15 protein-coding genes and 1 pseudogene are annotated in these 16,266 nt (G+C 68.4%); 6 read left to right on the forward strand and 10 right to left on the reverse strand.

All coding sequences use genetic code 11. From position 1 onward, the window contains the following. From V6M56_RS11835 to V6M56_RS11855, 5 genes and pseudogenes are all read left to right on the forward strand, one after another. A pseudogene (locus V6M56_RS11835) lies at positions 1-432 on the forward strand (GTP cyclohydrolase II); the annotation flags it as partial. Positions 433-595: 163 nt separating this feature from the next. Beyond that, positions 596-1,813, forward strand: a complete 1,218-nt coding sequence (locus V6M56_RS11840) for a URC4/urg3 family protein (protein WP_332683923.1) — start codon at positions 596-598, stop codon at positions 1,811-1,813. Positions 1,814-1,997: 184 nt separating this feature from the next. Next, a complete protein-coding gene (gene upp, locus V6M56_RS11845) occupies positions 1,998-2,639 on the forward strand; it encodes a uracil phosphoribosyltransferase (RefSeq protein ID WP_332683925.1) in 642 nt (213 codons plus the stop codon). A gap of 167 nt (positions 2,640-2,806) precedes the next feature. Next, entirely contained in the window at positions 2,807-3,235 is a 429-nt protein-coding gene (gene parS / locus V6M56_RS11850; RefSeq protein ID WP_332683927.1) for a type II RES/Xre toxin-antitoxin system antitoxin, read from the forward strand. Continuing rightward, complete coding sequence (locus V6M56_RS11855; protein ID WP_332683929.1) at positions 3,235-3,681, forward strand: RES family NAD+ phosphorylase; 447 nt, start codon at positions 3,235-3,237, stop codon at positions 3,679-3,681. The genes parS and V6M56_RS11855 overlap by 1 nt, the downstream gene beginning before the upstream one ends. A 114-nt stretch (positions 3,682-3,795) precedes the next feature. Here V6M56_RS11855 and V6M56_RS11860 read toward each other — a convergent pair whose 3' ends face one another. From V6M56_RS11860 to V6M56_RS11900, 9 genes are all read right to left on the reverse strand, one after another. After that, the gene (locus V6M56_RS11860; protein ID WP_332683930.1) at positions 3,796-4,215 is read right to left on the reverse strand and encodes a DUF1236 domain-containing protein; all 420 of its coding nucleotides are present in this window, start codon (positions 4,213-4,215) and stop codon (positions 3,796-3,798) included. Between the two features lie 101 nt (positions 4,216-4,316). Next, on the reverse strand, positions 4,317-4,865 hold the full coding sequence (locus V6M56_RS11865; RefSeq protein WP_332683931.1) for an ureidoglycolate lyase: 549 nt from the start codon (positions 4,863-4,865) through the stop codon (positions 4,317-4,319). A gap of 242 nt (positions 4,866-5,107) precedes the next feature. After that, entirely contained in the window at positions 5,108-6,076 is a 969-nt protein-coding gene (locus V6M56_RS11870) for a tripartite tricarboxylate transporter substrate-binding protein (RefSeq protein ID WP_332683932.1), read from the reverse strand. 64 nt (positions 6,077-6,140) lie between these two features. Next, a complete protein-coding gene (locus V6M56_RS11875; protein ID WP_332683933.1) occupies positions 6,141-7,652 on the reverse strand; it encodes a tripartite tricarboxylate transporter permease in 1,512 nt (503 codons plus the stop codon). Between the two features lie 4 nt (positions 7,653-7,656). Next, entirely contained in the window at positions 7,657-8,175 is a 519-nt protein-coding gene (locus V6M56_RS11880) for a tripartite tricarboxylate transporter TctB family protein (protein ID WP_332683935.1), read from the reverse strand. Then, positions 8,175-9,164: a LysR family transcriptional regulator gene (locus tag V6M56_RS11885; RefSeq protein WP_332683938.1), complete on the reverse strand. Its 990-nt coding sequence runs from the start codon at positions 9,162-9,164 to the stop codon at positions 8,175-8,177. Before V6M56_RS11885 ends, V6M56_RS11880 begins: the two co-directional genes overlap by 1 nt. 234 nt (positions 9,165-9,398) lie before the next feature. Further along, positions 9,399-10,340, reverse strand: coding sequence for a DMT family transporter (locus tag V6M56_RS11890; RefSeq protein WP_332683940.1), 942 nt, complete (start codon positions 10,338-10,340; stop codon positions 9,399-9,401). Between the two features lie 84 nt (positions 10,341-10,424). Further along, on the reverse strand, positions 10,425-11,087 hold the full coding sequence (locus V6M56_RS11895) for a glutathione S-transferase family protein (RefSeq protein ID WP_332683942.1): 663 nt from the start codon (positions 11,085-11,087) through the stop codon (positions 10,425-10,427). Positions 11,088-11,213: 126 nt separating this feature from the next. Then, positions 11,214-12,371 (reverse strand): acyl-CoA dehydrogenase family protein, encoded by a 1,158-nt coding sequence (locus tag V6M56_RS11900; RefSeq protein WP_332683943.1) that lies wholly within the window; start codon positions 12,369-12,371, stop codon positions 11,214-11,216. 215 nt (positions 12,372-12,586) lie between these two features. Here V6M56_RS11900 and V6M56_RS11905 point away from each other — a divergent pair, with 215 nt between their 5' ends. Next, complete coding sequence (locus V6M56_RS11905; protein WP_332683944.1) at positions 12,587-13,084, forward strand: GNAT family N-acetyltransferase; 498 nt, start codon at positions 12,587-12,589, stop codon at positions 13,082-13,084. A 2-nt stretch (positions 13,085-13,086) separates the two neighbouring features. On the opposite strand, the gene V6M56_RS11910 is transcribed toward V6M56_RS11905, so the two are convergent. Next, positions 13,087-15,987: a PAS domain-containing sensor histidine kinase gene (locus tag V6M56_RS11910; RefSeq protein ID WP_332683945.1), complete on the reverse strand. Its 2,901-nt coding sequence runs from the start codon at positions 15,985-15,987 to the stop codon at positions 13,087-13,089. Positions 15,988-16,266: the final 279 nt, after the last annotated feature.

The following is a 16,266-nucleotide window of genomic DNA, read 5'->3' on the forward strand; positions in this document are numbered from 1 at the left end:
GGCGGCGGCGTCGGGCTGATCGTCTACAACCGCAAGGAGGGCAGGGCGCTCGGCGAGGTGACGAAGTTCCTCGTCTACAACGCCCGCAAGCGTCAGGAGGGCGGCGATTCCGCCGCGACCTATTTCGAGCGCACCGAATGCGTCGCCGGCGTGCAGGACGCCCGCTTCCAGCAATTGATGCCGGATGTGCTGCACTGGCTCGGCGTCACGAAGATCGACCGGCTGATGTCGATGTCGAACATGAAGTATGATGCCATGGTCGAGAGCGGCATCGAGATCGGCGAGCGTGTCGCGATCCCGCCGGAGCTGGTCCCGCCCGACGCCTCGGTCGAGATCGAGGCCAAGAAGGCGGCGGGCTACTACTCGCCCGATGGTGCGCCGGGCGATAATGCGCTGAAGTCGACCGTCGGCCGCGACCTCGAGAAGTTCTGAGCGATGGCCGTTCGCAACCCACAAACAGGTCATCCCGGCCGGAGCGGCTTCAGCCGCGCAGAGCCGGGATCCATGCCCGAACCGTTCCGGCATGGATCCCGGGTCTCCCTTCGGTCGCCCGGGATGACAAGCCCCTTTTCCTGGCGCGACAGACCGAACCGACATGCCTGACTCCAATCCCGAAGCCGTCCGCCAGCTGCTCAAGCCGGCCGTCATCCGCGAGCGTGCGCAGGAGATGCTGCAGCACGGCCTCGCCGGCCGGCTGACGCATTTCAGCGTGCACCCGGAGCGGCTCGATTCCTGCGCCGATTATGTGCTGGCGACGATCCGCCAGAACTATCCGACGCTCGACATTCCCTTCCATGCGCGCTGGCGGCATTTTTCCGTCGCCGGCATCGACCGCTGGCGCAGCCTCGACGGCACCGCCCGCTTCACCGATGCCGTCGCGCGCGGCCGCGCCGCCTACGACCTCGCCATCGTCAGCGTGCTGCTCGATGCCGGCGCCGGTGCCGCATGGCGCTATCGTGACGGGCTGACCGGCCAGCTTATCGGCCGCTCCGAGGGGCTCGCTTTGGCCTCGCTCGACATGTTCGCCGCCGGCCTCTTCTCGAGCGATCCGGCGCAGCCGCTGCGCGTCGACAGCGCGGTGCTGAAGCGGCTCGATGCCGCGGCGCTCGCCGCCGGCTTCCAGGCCGGCCCGGCCAATCCGCTGGTCAGCCTCGAAGGCCGCGCCGCCTTGCTCAACCGGCTCGGCGAGGAGCTGGAGAAGCACGGGCTCGACCGGCCCGGCGGCCTGTTCGACAGACTTTTCGCGGCGGCCGATGGCGGCTCGCTGCGCGCCGGCTATATCCTGTCGCAGGTGCTGGATGTGCTCGGCGGCATCTGGCCCTCGCGCCTGACGCTGGCCGGCATCCCGCTCGGCGACAGCTGGAAGCACCCGCTGATCGCGCAGGGCAGCGTCACCGCCGGCATCGTCCCCTTCCACAAGCTCTCGCAATGGCTGAGCTATTCGCTGATCGAGCCGCTGCAATGGGCCGGTATCGAGGTTCTCGACATCGACGACCTCACCGGCCTGCCGGAATACCGCAATGGCGGCCTCTTCCTCGATCTCGGGGTGATCGCGCTGAAGGATCCCGGGGACGCTTCTCGCGCCCATGAAGTTGGCTCGCAACTCGTCGTCGAATGGCGGGCGCTGACGGTCGCCCTGCTCGATCGGCTCGGCGAACTGATGCGCCAGCGTCTCGGCCTGACGCGCGAGCAATTGCCGCTCGCCAAGGTTCTCGAAGGCGGCAGCTGGGCCGCCGGCCGGCGCATCGCCGCCGAGAGACGCGAAGGCGGCGGGCCGCCCTTGACCATCGTCAGCGACGGCACGGTATTTTGAGCCGGATGAGGCAGATATCCGGAAACACACCGTCATCCCGGACGGCCGAAGGTCGCTCCGGGATCCATCGAAGGGCGGAGAACCCTCCGATGGATCCCGGCGCTCCGCTTCGCTGCAGCCGGGATGACGGCGGTGGTTCGGGCAGGGTTTCCCGCTCGATTGGCGCCACAAGGGGGCTAGCAGAATGACCATCCACTCCGACGGCGTCACCATCGTCGACCACCCGCTGGTGCAGCACAAGTTGACGCTGATGCGCGAGAAGGACCGTTCGACCAAGAGCTTCCGCCAGCTCCTCAACGAGATCGGCATGCTGCTCTGCTATGAGGTGACACGCGACCTGCCGACCGAGATGATCGAGGTCGAGACGCCGCTGCAGAAGACGATGCAGCCCGTGATCTCGGGCAAGAAACTGGTCTTCGCGCCGATCCTGCGGGCCGGCGTCGGCTTCCTCGATGGCATGCTCGAACTGGTGCCCGCCGCCCGCGTCGCCCATATCGGGCTCTATCGCGACCCCGAGACGCTGCAGGCGGTCGAGTATTATTTCAAGGCGCCCTCCGACATCGCCGACCGCATGATCGTGGTGATGGACCCGATGCTGGCGACGGCGAATTCCGCGGTGGCCGCCGTCGACCGGCTGAAGGAACGCGGCGCCCATGATCTGCGCTTCGTCTGCCTGCTGGCCGCGCCCGAGGGCATCGCCCGGATGCGCGACGCCCATCCTGACGTCCGGATCTGGACCGCGGCGATCGACGAGCGCCTCAACGACCATGGCTATATCGTGCCCGGCCTCGGCGATGCCGGCGACCGGATGTTCGGAACCCGCTGAGCGCCGGCCCTTGTGAACTTGGCGATATGCCCTTATCTTGTAGGCATATTGCCCGGAGCATTGTCGAGCGAAGTGGACACCGGTTCGCGTGAAGACAATGCGACAAGACATATAGTTGGAGCATGTCCGCGGTTCGGAGAAACGCGGACATGCTCCAGGAGGCGATGATGACGGCAGTCAGTGCTCTCGACGTGGTCGGTGGACCGAAGGTGATCGGAGCCCCGCTCGACAGCGCGCGCGCGATCATCGCGGCGGTCCGCCGCGGCTTCCCGGTCGCGGCGGTCGAGCACGTCATCGCCAGCGGCCGCATGACGCTGGCCGAGATCGACGAGGTCGTGCTGCCGCGCAAGACCCTGAGCCACCGGCGCAAGATCGGCACCTTGACGAGCGAGCAATCCGACCGGCTGGTCCGGGCCGCCCGCGTCATCGCCGAGGCGGAGGAGACCTTCGGCTCGCAGGAGAAGGCCGGCAGATGGCTGCGCCGGCCGACGGAGGCGCTCGGCGGCGAAAAGCCGATCGCTCTGCTCGACACCAGCGAGGGGGCGGCCGAGGTCGAGACGCTGCTGGGCCGGATCGCGCACGGCATCGCCGCCTGATGCGGGCCTGGCGCGTCTGCCGCGCCGCCTTCGCCGATCTCGGCGGCGAGGGCGCGAGGCTCCATGGCGGCCGCTGGAACTCGCCCAGGCGAGCGCTCGTCTATACTGCCGAGAATCCGGCCCTCGCCATCCTCGAGGTCCGAGTCCATCTCGATCTCGAGCCGGACCTGATCCCGGACGACTATGTCCTGGTCGAGATCGACCTTGCCGGTGCTATCTGCGACGAGGTCGCGGCGCTGCCGGAGGATCCGAGGCAGATCGGCGATGCCTGGCTCGCCGCAGCCCGCACGCCGGTGCTGAAGGTGCCGTCCTTCATTGCCCCCCGGAGCTCGAACCTCCTGATCAATCCGGCCCATGGCGGCGCGGCCGCGGTCAGGCTGGTCGGGCAGCAGGCCTTCAGCTTCGACCGGCGGCTCTGGCTGCCGCTGCCTGCCGCCGCACCATGACCGCGATGGATTATCCATGCGAAAGGCCCGCCCCATCGCTGGGGCGGGCCTTCGCTGCCGGTCGACGCTCAGGCCGCGATGGCGCGAGCGCTGACCAGAGCTACCGAATGCGGATCATTCGATGACCTGCACGATGCGGCGCGTCTGCGGGTCGACCAGCACGGGGCGTTCATTGACGACCGTGTAGCGATAGCTGGTCTCGCCATATTCGCGCGGCACGTCGTAATAGCGCACGCCTTCGCGCGGCAGGGTCGCGCCGACGACGACCGGTTCCGCATAGGTGTAGGACGGCACGCGCTGCTCGACGACATACTGGCGGAAACGCGGGGTGTTGTCGCCGAGGATCGCGCCGACCACGGCGCCGCCGACGCCGCCGACCACGGCACCGACCGGGCCGCCGACCACTGCACCGCCGACCGCGCCCGCCGTGGCGCCGCCAACCGCGCCACCCTGGGCGCCCGACGGGTTCTGCTGGGCGAAGGCCGTGGCCGGGACGATGGCGAGGGCCGCTACGAGAGCAAGCTTCTTGAACATTTTCCGTTCTCCTTTGAGGGGAAACCTCGGCAGCAAGAACGGAAAACCCTCTCTAAGGTTCCGTAAGGGCGGTCACGAGCTGTGAACGATCGTGACCGATTTCAGCGATCTCCCTTGTCGTTCAGCAGCTTCCCGTCGATCACGATCTCAGTGCCGGCGGCTGCGAAATCGAAAACCTGCGTCCGCTGCGGCGGCCTGCCGGCATTGGCGAAGAGCTCGTCGACCGTCGCCTCCTCCGAGAGGAAGAGGAAATCGGCATGGGGGGCGCCTTCCGGATAGGCATCGATGGCGTGCCAGGTGCCGCGATGGAACATCACGCCCTCGCCCTCCAGGCGGAAGGCACGCAGATCCTCGGGAGCGGGCGGCCGCTCGCTCGGCGCCGCCACCACGATGATCGCGGGCGGGCGGCCGAGCGGCAGGCGCGCCTCGGTGACATGAAGATGGCGCTCGACCACTTTCACGATGAAGGGCCGGGCATGGTAGCGCACGAGCTGCAGGCGCGGCCGGGTCTCGGCGCCGAAGGGCTGGATCCAGATGTCGTAGCCCTCGCGGCCGGCATCGCGCGGGCCCGACGGCGTCAGGATGCGGCCATAGGGCGCGAAGGCTTCGGGCGTCAGCGGTGCGACAGGGAGGCGGATGGTGCGGCTCATGCGGTATCCTAGGGCCGGATGCTTCGGGATGGAATCGCTCGTCTGGTCGTCCCGGACAAGCCGCGTCAGCGGCGCAGAGCCGGGATCCATGCCTGAACCACGATCGACAAGGCTCAGGCATGGATCCCGGGTCTCCCTCCGGTCGCCCGGGATGACCTCCGGCACAAACCGCAGCGCCCAAAAGGAAACGGCGGGCCTTGCGGCCCGCCGTGACGGTAACGATCGGAGAGCGTCGCCCCAAATTACTTCGTGGCGGCCGCCAGCACGGGCGCGAGCTTGTCGGCGTCGCGCTTGATCAGTGCCGCGAAACCGGCCGGCGTGCGCTCTTCGGCGCTGGGGATCACGGCCCCGAGATCGAGCAGGCGCTTCTTGACCGTCTCGTCCTTGAGCGCCTTGTCGAGCGCGTCGACCAGCTTGTCGATGGCCTCCTTCGGCGTGCCCTTCGGTGCGGTCAGCCCGTTCCACGCCTCGATCTGGTATTCCGGCAGCCCCGCTTCCTTGGTGGTCGGGATGTCCGGCAGGGCCGGCGAGCGCTCGGCCGAGGCGATCGCATAGGCCTTGATCGTTCCGGCCTTGATCTGTTCCGAGACGCTGACGATCTGGTCGCACATGAAGTCGACCTGGCCCGAGACCAGGTCGTTCAGCGCCGGGCCGGTGCCGCGATAGGCGACGGAGTTGAGCTTCGGCACGCCGAGCTGGCCCTTGAGCAGGGTGCAGGTCGTCCACGACACCGAGCCGACGCCGGCATGGGCCTCGTTGAGCTTGTCCGGGTTCGCCTTCACGAACGCGACGAACTCCTTGAGGTTCTTCGGCGCCAGGTCCTTCTTGGCGACGATCAGGATCGGCGTGCCGCCGGCCAGGCCGATCGGCTGCATGCCGTTGATCGGGTCGTATTTCAGGCCGGGATAGGTCGCCGGTGCCGCCGAGAAGGTGCCGAGATGGCCCATCGCGATGGTGTAGCCGTCCGGTGCCGAGGTCAGCGCGCGGGTGATGCCGGTGGTGCCGCCGGCGCCGGCGACGTTCTCGACCACGACCTGCTGGCCCAGCGTCTTCGACATGTTCTCGCCGACGAGGCGGGCGATGATGTCGGTCGGGCCGCCGGCGGCGAAGGGCACGATCATCGTGATCGGCCGTTCCGGATATTTGGTTTGCGCCTGTGCCGGGATGGCGAGCGCCAGCGCGGCTACGACGCCGAGGGCGAGTTTCTTCATGCGTATTCCTCCCATTTGCGGTTGTCTGAAGAGTTGGGATGCGCGGCGCCGCGAGGCAACCCCGTCATTCGGTGAAGACCTCGTCGCGCTTCTTCGAGATCGACGGCAACAGCGCGACGACGAGAATGAGGACGGCGACGATCAGGAGCGCCAGCGAGATCGGCCGGCTTTCGTAGTCGATGAAGGTATAGAACGAGCCGCGCGAGATGATCAGCGCCTGGCGCAGCTTCTCCTCCATCAGCTTGCCGAGCACGAAGCCGAGCAGCATCGGCGCCGGCTCGAAGCCGAGCTTGATCAGGACATAGCCGAACAGGCCGAACAGGGCGGTGAAGGCGACGTCGACCGGCTGGTTGTTCACCGAATAGATGCCGATGCAGCAGAAGATCAGGATCGCCGGGAACATCAGCCGGTAGGGCACCTGCAGCAGCTTCACCCAGAGCCCGACCAGCGGCAGGTTGATGATCAGCAGCATCAGGTTGCCGATCCACATCGAGGCGATCATGCCCCAGAACAGGTCCGGGTTCTTGGTCATCACCTGCGGGCCGGGGATGATGCCGTGGATGGTCATGGCGCCGACCATCAGCGCCATCACCGCATTGGGCGGGATGCCGAGCGTCAGCAGCGGGATGAAGGCGGTCTGGGCGCCGGCGTTGTTGGCCGATTCGGGGCCGGCGACGCCCTCGATGGCGCCGCGGCCGAAGCGCGACGGGTCCTTGGCGAGCTTCTTCTCGATCGTGTAGCTCGCGAACGGGCCGAGCACCGCGCCGTTGCCCGGCAGGATGCCGAGCATGGCGCCGACGCCGGTGCCGCGCAGCACCGGCTTGATGCATTGCTTGATGTCGCTCCAGTTCGGCAGCAGGCGGCCGATCTTGGCGCGAACCACATCGCGCGCCTCCGGCGTCTCCAGGTTGCGCAGAACCTCGGCGAAGCCGAACACGCCCATGCCGAGGACCGCGACGTCGATGCCGTCGGCGAGCGGCGGGAAGCCGAAGGTCATGCGTTCCTGGCCGGTCTCGAGGTCGGTGCCGACGGTCGAGAGCAGCAGGCCGAGCATGATCATGCAGAAGGCCTTGAGGATCGAGCCGCGCGCCAGCACGACCGCGAAGCACAGGCCCATCACCATCAGCGAGAAATACTCGGCCGGCCCGAACAGCAAGGCGAGCCGCGTCAGCGGCGCGCCGAGCGCCGCGATGACCATCGTCGCGACCGTGCCGGCGAAGAACGAGCCCAGCGCCGCCGTGCCCAGCGCGATGCCGGCCCGGCCCTGCTTGGCCATCTGGTGGCCGTCGAGCGTGGTCACGACCGCGGTCGCCTCGCCCGGGATGTTGACCAGGATCGCGGTGGTCGAGCCGCCGTACTGCGCGCCGTAATAGATGCCCGCGAGCATGATCAGCGCGCCGACCGGATCGAGCCCGAAGGTGATCGGCAGCAGCATGGCGATCGTCGCGGTCGGTCCGACGCCGGGCAGGACGCCGATCAAGGTGCCGACCAGGCAGCCGGTGAAGCAGAGCAGGATGTTCTTGACGGAGAGCGCGACGCCGAAACCGAGCGCCAGATGCGAGATCATTTCCATCATGAGATCAGATTCCAAGCAGCCAGGGCGCCAGCGGGATCGGCAGCCCCAGCGCGTATTTGAAGAGCAGCGAGCAGGCGGTTGTCATCACGACGGCGAAGATCACCAGCTCCTTGAGGTTGCGGTCGTCCGCCGCCAGGCCGGAGAACAGCACGACCAGCGGTCCGGCAACGACGAGGCCGAGCGAGGGAACGTGGATCGGCCCGAGATCGAAACCGCGAATGGCGAGCGCGAACAGGATCGTGCCGCCCAGGACATGAATGGTGCCGCGCCAGGACCAGCCGCTCAGCTTTTCGCCGTGGTAGCGCAGCGAGGCGAGGCAGAGCAGCGCGCCGAGCCCGGCGCAGATCACGGCGAAGCTCTTCGGCAGCATGCCGGGGCCGATCTGGCGCAGCGAGCCCATCGGGAGGTCCCGCGCCAGGAACAGCGCCAGCCCCGCCAGCGCGATCATGAACACGCCCCCGGCGAAATCCTGCGTCGAGCGGATGCGCAGGCCCTGCGCCGCCTCGATTTTGTTGAGACTCATCAATGTCCTCCGGCTTGGGTCGTGACGGCGCGCATCGCGGGCCTTCTGGCTTGCACCGGCACGGTGAAGGGCAGGATAGCGCGTTCGTCGATCAGGGTGACGCTCTCGCGCAGGATGGCGAGGAAGTCGTCGCGGGCGGAAAGCTTCTGGTGCGGCCGCCAGGCGACGCCGACAAGGGCGCCGGGCGGCGGCGGGTCGAGCAGCGCGCCGCGCAGCCGCCGCATCGTCACGCCGGGAAAGCTCAGCCGCGAGACCCAGTCCGGCGCCAGCGACATGCCGAGCCCGGCGGCCACGGCCGACATCATCGCCGGCTTCTCCGTCGCCTCGATGATGACGTTGGGGACGGCGCCGACGCTTTCGAAATAGGCCATGACGAGGTCGTAGGCGAAGGGCCGGATCCGCTTCGACGGCACCACGAAGGGTTCGCCGACGAGGTCCTGCATCGTCAGGTTGTCGCGAGCGGCGAGCGGATGCCCTTCGTTCAGCACCACGATCGGGCGCTCGACCCGCAGCACTTCGAAGGCGCAGTCGGTCGGCTTGCGCGGCGGGCGCAGCAGCGCGAGATCGAGCTTGCCGGCCTCCAGCATCTGCACCAGCGGTGCCGTCATCGCCTCGACGAACTTGATCTCGATGCCGGGATGGCGGGAGCGGAAGGTGACCAGCGCCTCGGGCACGAAGCTCGACGAGGCGGAGTCGATCGCCCCGACCCGCAGCACCTTGCTCGAGGCCAGCGAGGCGGCGCGAACCGAACGCGAGGCGCGCTCCATCCGCACCAGGATGGCCTTGGCCTCTTCGAGCATGATCAGCCCGGCGCGGGTGAGCGCGACCTGCCTTGTCGTGCGGGTCAGCAGGCTGACGCCGAGTCCGTCCTCCAGCGCGCTGATCTGGCGCGAGAGCGCGGGTGGCGCGAGGCCGAGCCGCTCGGCCGCCCGGCCGAAATGAAGCTCCTCCGCCACCGCGATGAAGCATCGCAGTTGCCGCAGATCCATAGTCGTCGCCGCTCCCCTCTGGCGTATCGCTTTTTGTGATATCGTCCAGTTAGTTCTGTTATGCCCTTTAGCGCCAACCGCTCGTTTTGCGACCCTAGAGCAATTCATAATTTATTGGCAATAAAGCTCATTGCCACGGGGGCGGCATCCACAGGGTGAACGTCGCTCTCCCATAACGGACGATGCCGTAATGGATTGATTCTTCGGAGTTTGTCCGCACTCGGCCGAAGCCGGTCAAGTGGTCGGGGCGCCCGCTCGTCTGGCGCTCCACGAGGTGGCGACCCGGCCGTCGATCAGTGCGAGCCCGACAAAGATCGCGGCCATACCGGCGAAATGGCGCGGCAAAAGCTCTTCGCCGAGCAGGCCGGAGCCGAGCAGGATGGCGCTGACCGGGATAAGGAAGGTCACGAGCATGACGTTGCTCGGTCCAGCAGTGCGCATGATCCGGAAGAAGATGATGTAGGCCAGCGCCGTCGAGATCAGCGCCAGGCCGATCGCCGCGAGGATCGCCTGTTGCGAGGGGGCCGGCAGCGTCCAGGGCGGATGCAGGAAAAAGACGATCGGAACGATCATGATGGTCGAGGCGGACAATTGGCCCGTGGCGGCGACGAGCGGCGACATACCGCGGAAGCGCCGGCCGAACAGGCCGGAGAAGGCGTAGGACACCGCGGCGAGAACGCAGGCGAGCTGCGCCGCGAGGTTGGAGCCGAGGCCGCCGAGCGCATCGGGCCCCATCAGGATGCCGACGCCGATGAGGCCGGCCAGAACGCCGCCGAGCTTCAGCCCGGTCGCCTTCTCATTGCCGAAGCAGTGCATCACCAACACGGCGAAGATCGGCGTTGTGGCGTTCAGGATCGAGGCGAGGCCGCTGGCGATCTGCTGCTGGCCCCAAAGGAACAGGCTGAACGGGATCAGATTATTGAGGATGCCCATGCCAAAGAAGGCGAGCCAGAGGCTGCGCCCCACTGCCATGGATTGCCCGGTGATCCGCACCACCAGAAGCAGCGACAGCGCGGCGAGACCGACGCGGACCTGCACCACCGCGAAGGGCGGCCATTCCGCCACGGTGAGCTTGTTGAAGAAGAACGAGCCGCCCCACAGGACCGAGAGGACGATGAGCAGGAGCCACTCGGTTGGGCTCATGCGCAGCGTGGGAGCGGAGGTTGGCTGTGTCATGGCGCAATCTGTCCTCGCAGGGCGGGTCATCCTGCGTCAGTAGGCAGCCGGGGCTGGGCCCGGCCACCCGTATCCTGCCGGTGCTCAGGCGGGTTCCGCCTCGCGCGCCGCCCACATCGCCTTGAAGCCCGGCCGGGCATGGCAGGCGTCGAGCCAGGCCTTGACGTTCGGCGCGGCCTCGAAGAGCTGCGTCGCCGGCTTGGCGTAGCGGATGATCTCGGCGACGTTGATGTCGGCGACGGTGAAGCGCCCGCCCATGACATGGCCGCCGCCCTCGGCCAGCGCCTTGTCGAGCACCGCGAAGGGGTGCGGCAGGGCCGCGAGCGCGGCTGCGACCAGCGCCGGGTCCCGCTTCTCCGGCGGAAAGCCGCCAAGATGGTAGGTCAGGTTCAGCGCATGCGTCTCGCATTCGGTCGCGGCCCACAGCGCCCACATCGCCGCGAGCCCCTCCTCCTGCACGTCCTTCGGCGCCAGCGGCCCGCCATGCTTGCGGGCGAGATAGAGATTGATCGCCAGCGATTCGTGCAGGACGAAGCCGTCATCCTCGATCGACGGGATATGCCCGTTGGGATTGACCTTCAGGAATTCCGGGCTGCGGGTATGGAGCGGCGCGTCGGCGGCGTCGGGATCGGCGAGGCGATAGACCTGCACCACCGGCACCTGCTTGAACGACAGGCCGAGTTCGTTGGCGAGCCAGACATTACGCGTCGCACGAGAGCGGTGGCAGCCATAGATGGTCAGCGACATGGGCGGGTTTCCGGTTGAGGTTGCGAACGATGGGCCGTCATTGCGAGCGAAGCGAAGCAATCCAGGGCTCGCGCAATCTCCTGGATTGCTTCGCTTCGCTCGCAATGACGCTAGCGGCATGAAGGCTTAGGCGAGCTGACGCAAGGTCTCGCGGGCGATGATCAGGCGCTGAATCTCGGAGGTGCCTTCATAGATGCGGGTGATCCGGGCGTCGCGGGCATAGCGCTCGACCGGGAAGTCGCGGCAATAGCCGGCGCCGCCATGGATCTGGATCGCCGCGTCGGTGCAGCGATGCGCCGCCTCGGAGGCGAACAGCTTGGCCATCGAGGCTTCCCTGGCAAAGGGCTCGCCGCGGTCCTTCTTCGCCGCCGCGTCGAGGATCAAGAGGCGCGAGGCGTGCAGGTCGAGCTCGCGGTCGGCGATCAGCCATTGCAGGCCCTGGAACTCGGTCAGCGCCTGGCCGAACTGCTTGCGCTCGCGGGCATAGGACTTGGCTGCGTCCATCGCGGCCCGGGCGATGCCGAGCGAAACCGCGGCGACGCCGATGCGCCCGCCGGCAAGCTCGCCGACCGCGACGCGAAAGCCGTCATTCTCCTTGCCCATCAGGGCGCCGGCCGGAATGCGGGCGCCCTCGAAGCGGATCGTGTTGGTGGCCGAGCCGGTCTGGCCCATCTTCTTCTCGGCCTTGCCGACGCTGACGCCTTGCGTGTCGGCCGGCACCAGGAAGACCGAGATGCCCTTGCCCTTGGGCGCCTGCGAATCCGTCACCGCCCAGACCACGAAGAGCCCGGCATATTCGCCGCTGGTGATGAAGATCTTCTCGCCGTCGAGCACATAGCCGTCGCCGTCGCGCCGGGCGCGCAGCTTCATGCCGGCCGGGTCGGAGCCGGCGCCCGCCTCGGTCAGGCAGAAGGCGCCGGCCGGATAGCTCCCGTCGGCGAGCTTCGGCAGATGATCCGCCTGCTGCCGGGAGCTGCCGACGGCCTGGATCACCTCGCCCACCATGTTGGTGACCGAGGTCGTCACCGCCGTCGAGGCGCAGGCCGCCGCCAGTTCCTCCAGCGCCAGCGCGAAGGCGACGGTGCCGGCTTCCGAGCCGCCGAACCCGGCCTGGACGTTCAGCGCCATGAAGCCGTTCTGCGCGAGCAGCTTCAGATTGGCGAGGAACTCGGCGCGTCCCTCGCCGCGGTCGAGCTTCTCGGCCAGCGGCGCCAGCCGCTCAGTGGCGAGCTTGCGGGCGCTCTCGCGAATCAGCTCTTCCTCGTCGGTGAGGGCAAAATGCATGCGGTTGCGCTCGCTGGCCTGGACAAATGCCGGGCGAGCTTAGAACGCCCCACCGCCGCCGCCAACGCGCAGCTTTGCCCGCCCGCTTTGCGCCCGCAGGCGCTCGCGATCCTCGGCTTCGACGACGATGGCGAACGATGACTGTCGCATCTGGTTGGAGCGCGCCGCTCGGATTGCTGTGCAATATGATCGGATCCGGCTTTAAGGCGTCGCATATGGAAATCCTGACCCGACGTCTCTCGCTGCGGCCGACGCTGCCCTCCGATGTGCCGGCGCTGTTCGCCTTTCTCGGCGACGCGGACGCCATGCGTCACACCCGTCACCTCGCGACCTTGCGCGCCTGTCGCCGCCATGTCGCCGGCCATGAATGGCAGCGGCGCCGGTTGGGCTATGCGCCCTGGACGATCCGCAGCCGGGCCGATGGCGCGATCGTCGGCTGGGGCGGGCTGTTCGAGGACCCGTTCGATCCGGGCTGGGGCGTCGAGCTCGGCTACTGGTTCTCACCGGCGGCCTGGGGCAGGGGCTATGCGACGGAACTGGCCGGCGCCAGCCTCGTCGAGGCCCGCGGCCATTTGCGGCTGCCGGAACTGCACGCCTTCGCCCGGCCGGAGAATGCCGGCTCCTGCCGGGTCCTCGAGAAGGCGGGCTTCGAGCGCCTGCGCTATATTCCCGAACTGGAGCGCTATCTCTACCGGCACGCGCTGGCGGGCTGAGCTCAGCCGGCCAGCACCCGCTGCGGCGGGAAGGTGACCTCGACCAGCGTGCCTTCCTTCTTGACGCTGGTGATGGTCAGGGCCGCCCGGTTGGCCTCGACCAGCGCCTTGGTCAGCGGCAGGCCGAGGCCGGTGCCGCCAGCCTTACGGGTCGTCGGCACCCGGCGGAAGGGCTCCAGCGCCAGCGCGATCTCGTCATCGTCCATGCCGATGCCGGTGTCGCGCACCCGCAGGATCGCCTCGCCCTGGTCGCCGAGCGCGGTCGAGACGATGACCTGCCCGCCGGCATCGGTGAACTTCACCGCATTGGAAAGCAGGTTGAGCACGATCTGGCGCAGCGAGCGCTCGTCGGCGACCACCGGCGGCAGCTTCGGCGCCAGGCCCGAACGCAGGACGACACGGCCGCGCTGCGCCTCCGGCTGCAGCAGGTTCACTGCCGACAGTGCGATCTCGTTCAGGTTGACGCTGACGAAGTCGAGATCGAGCTTGCCGGCCTCGATCTTGGCGAGGTCGAGCAGGTCGTTGACCAGGCTGATGACATAGCCGCCCGAATGGTGGATATCGCGCAGATATTCCTTGTAGCGCTCGTTCTCGATCGGCCCGAAGCGCTCCTCGGCCATGACCTCGGCGAAGCCGATGATGGCGTTGAGCGGCGTCCGGATCTCATGGCTGATCTTGGCGAGCACGTCCGATTTCTGGGCGCTCGCCTTCTCGGCCGCCTTGCGCGCCTCGACCAGCTCGCCCTCGGTCTTCTTCCAGGCGGTGATGTCGCGCAGCACCGCGCAGAACTTGCTGTCCGGGACCTCGGCGATGCGGCCCATCGTCATGAACAGCGGGATGCGGCCGCCCTGGCGCTCGCGGCCGACGACCTCGCGGCCGTCATTCATCAGCGAGGCGACGCCGCCGCCGATCAGCCCGTCGAGATAGTCGAGCGCCGGCGAGTGGCTTTCCGGTGCGAAGAGCAGGGTGAACAGCTCGCCCGCGACCTCGCGCTGGTCGTAGCCGAACAACGCCTCGGCGCTGCGGTTGAGCGAGAGGATGCGGCCGCGCCCGTCGACGGTGACGACGCCGTCGGTGGCGGTGTCGAGCACCGCCGTCAGCTCGGCGACATGCGACTGGTTCGCCGCGCCCTCGAGCCGGAGCGCCGCGAGGCGCGAGGAGATCTCCTCCTCCTCGGCCTCGAACTCGGCGGCGAGCTCCTGCTGCTCGGCCTCCTCCGGCGAGAGCAGCTTGAGGTCGCCGCCGGGAACGCTGTTGCGGAAGGCCATCAGGGTCGCCGGCTCGCCCTGCCAGCCGATGCTGGAGAGCCTGCCGTCGACGCTGACCAGGCCGCCCTTGCGGTCGACCAGCACCATGGCGCCGCCGCCACTCTTGGCCGCGCCCTTGATCAGCCGGCTGATGCCGCCCGCCGCCGTGAGGTCGTCGAGATCGGCATAGTCGAGCAGGTCGAGCAGGGTGCGGTTGGCGTAGAGCGCCGTCTCGTCGCGGTTGACCAGCACCGCGATCGGCAGGCGGTCGAGGATCTCGGCATGGGCGTTGGCGAGGCGCGGCCGGCCTTCGACGGCGGCCGGGGCGGCTTCCTGTGCCGGGCGGGCTTCGCCCGGTGCGGCCGCCTGCGCCGCGTCGCGGCTTTCGTCATGGTCCAGCTTGAGCGGGGTCGCCGCCGGCAGGCGCGGACCGGGCTCGTCGTCGCCGGCGATCCGGGCGCCGAGCGCCTTGGCGATCTCGCGGAAAGCGTTGCGTTCGGCCGAGGAGAGCAAGGTCTTCGACGGCTCGAGGACCGGCCGCACGCTGGCGAGATGGCCGTTGCGCAGCGGCACGACATTGCCGGGGGCCGGGCGTGTCTCGGATTCGTCCGCGGCGGCCGCCGCGGCAATCTCTTCATCGGCCGCGGCGGCTGTCGGAGCCTCGGCCTCCGGCGCCTCATCGGCGGTCGCCGGCTCGCTGCCGGTCTCGGGCTGTGCGGCCGTTTCGGCTTCCGCATCCTGGCTGGCCGCGGTCGCCTCGACCGTGTCGGGAGTAGCCGGAACCTCGGCCGGTTCGGCAATGGCTATGGCCTCGCCGGTTTCTGCCTGTTGCGTTGCTTCGACGACAGCTTCGGGCTCGGGGAAGGGCTCGTTCTCGCCCTGCCGGACGAGACCGAAGCCGCGGAAGCCGGCGGGCGCCCGGTCCTTGTCGAACAGCGGGAAGCCGGAGAGCTCGACGCGCGCGCCTTCGCCCGGCGCGACCCGCCACAGCACGGCGCGGCCGCTCCAGGTGCCCGGTGCGGCGAGGCGCTCGGCGAGGTCGCCATCGAGATCGACGACCTCGCGGCCGAGAAGCTGGCTCCACGCGCGGCCGGGCAGGGCGGCTGCGGCCTCCGTGCCGGCGAGTTCGGCGAATTCCGGCGAGGCGCTGGCGAAGCGGCCTTCGGCGTCGCTCTCCCAGAGGAAACGCAGATTGGTCCGGCGCCGGGGTTCGGCGGTCGCCGGCAGCTCCGCTTCGGCGGCGCTTGTGGCGACGGCATCGTCCGGCTCGGCGGCCGGGCTCGTTGCCGGCGCGGCGGCGATGTCGGGCGGCAGGCTGATTCCGAGGCGCCGCAGTTCCGCGCCGGTGATGCCGAGCGCCAGTGCCCGCCCGGCCGGGCTCTCGACCAGCTTGCAGGCGCAGGTGACCAGGCCGGAAAGCCCCGTGCCCAGCCGCAGGCGCTCGAGTCGGAGATTACCGGTCGAGGCGAGGCCGCCGCCGAGAAGGCGCAGCCGATCGTGCACGGCCGTCGGCAGGGTCGCAGGACCGTGCGCGAGCAGCGCCTTGCCCGCCGGATTGGCGTGCAGAAGCTCCCGGCCGTCGAGCGACCAGAGCAGCAGCGCGCCCCCCGCCGCGAACGGCGCCAGCGCGCCGTCCAGCGCCAGTGCGCTGCCCAAGGCCGTCCAATCCTGTTCGGATCCGCTCATCCCGTCCCGCTTTTCCGGCGAACTCTGCAACCCGGCGCGATTATGCCTAACAAATCTTTAATAGCGCCCAAATGATTGGGAATCCATGTGGGAACCCGCCCTCTCCCCTGGCGTTTCCAAACAGCGTTAATGTGGCGGCGCCGCCATTCGCGCGGCACGTTGTCATTGCACTGCAATAATGATATTGCAGTGCACAATAAAGCTTGGCAGTGCAGGCGCAGGCCCTGGTCACAACCCAGCAGGAGGATC

The organism is Allobosea sp., from assembly GCF_036675845.1.
Lineage (GTDB): Bacteria > Pseudomonadota > Alphaproteobacteria > Rhizobiales > Beijerinckiaceae > Allobosea.

Excerpts from the sequence above, each read along its gene's own strand:
- V6M56_RS11880 (WP_332683935.1), bottom strand. The coding sequence starts at position 8,175 with ATGAGTCTCAACAAAATCGAGGCGGCGCAGGGCCTGCGCATCCGCTCG.
- upp (WP_332683925.1), top strand. The coding sequence starts at position 1,998 with ATGACCATCCACTCCGACGGCGTCACCATCGTCGACCACCCGCTGGTG.
- V6M56_RS11870 (WP_332683932.1), bottom strand. The coding sequence starts at position 6,076 with ATGAAGAAACTCGCCCTCGGCGTCGTAGCCGCGCTGGCGCTCGCCATC.
- V6M56_RS11875 (WP_332683933.1), bottom strand. The coding sequence starts at position 7,652 with ATGATGGAAATGATCTCGCATCTGGCGCTCGGTTTCGGCGTCGCGCTC.
- V6M56_RS11885 (WP_332683938.1), bottom strand. The coding sequence starts at position 9,164 with ATGGATCTGCGGCAACTGCGATGCTTCATCGCGGTGGCGGAGGAGCTT.
- V6M56_RS11900 (WP_332683943.1), bottom strand. The coding sequence starts at position 12,371 with ATGCATTTTGCCCTCACCGACGAGGAAGAGCTGATTCGCGAGAGCGCC.
- V6M56_RS11865 (WP_332683931.1), bottom strand. The coding sequence starts at position 4,865 with ATGAGCCGCACCATCCGCCTCCCTGTCGCACCGCTGACGCCCGAAGCC.
- V6M56_RS11890 (WP_332683940.1), bottom strand. The coding sequence starts at position 10,340 with ATGACACAGCCAACCTCCGCTCCCACGCTGCGCATGAGCCCAACCGAG.
- V6M56_RS11895 (WP_332683942.1), bottom strand. The coding sequence starts at position 11,087 with ATGTCGCTGACCATCTATGGCTGCCACCGCTCTCGTGCGACGCGTAAT.
- V6M56_RS11840 (WP_332683923.1), top strand. The coding sequence starts at position 596 with ATGCCTGACTCCAATCCCGAAGCCGTCCGCCAGCTGCTCAAGCCGGCC.
- V6M56_RS11855 (WP_332683929.1), top strand. The coding sequence starts at position 3,235 with ATGCGGGCCTGGCGCGTCTGCCGCGCCGCCTTCGCCGATCTCGGCGGC.
- V6M56_RS11860 (WP_332683930.1), bottom strand. The coding sequence starts at position 4,215 with ATGTTCAAGAAGCTTGCTCTCGTAGCGGCCCTCGCCATCGTCCCGGCC.
- parS (WP_332683927.1), top strand. The coding sequence starts at position 2,807 with ATGACGGCAGTCAGTGCTCTCGACGTGGTCGGTGGACCGAAGGTGATC.
- V6M56_RS11905 (WP_332683944.1), top strand. The coding sequence starts at position 12,587 with ATGGAAATCCTGACCCGACGTCTCTCGCTGCGGCCGACGCTGCCCTCC.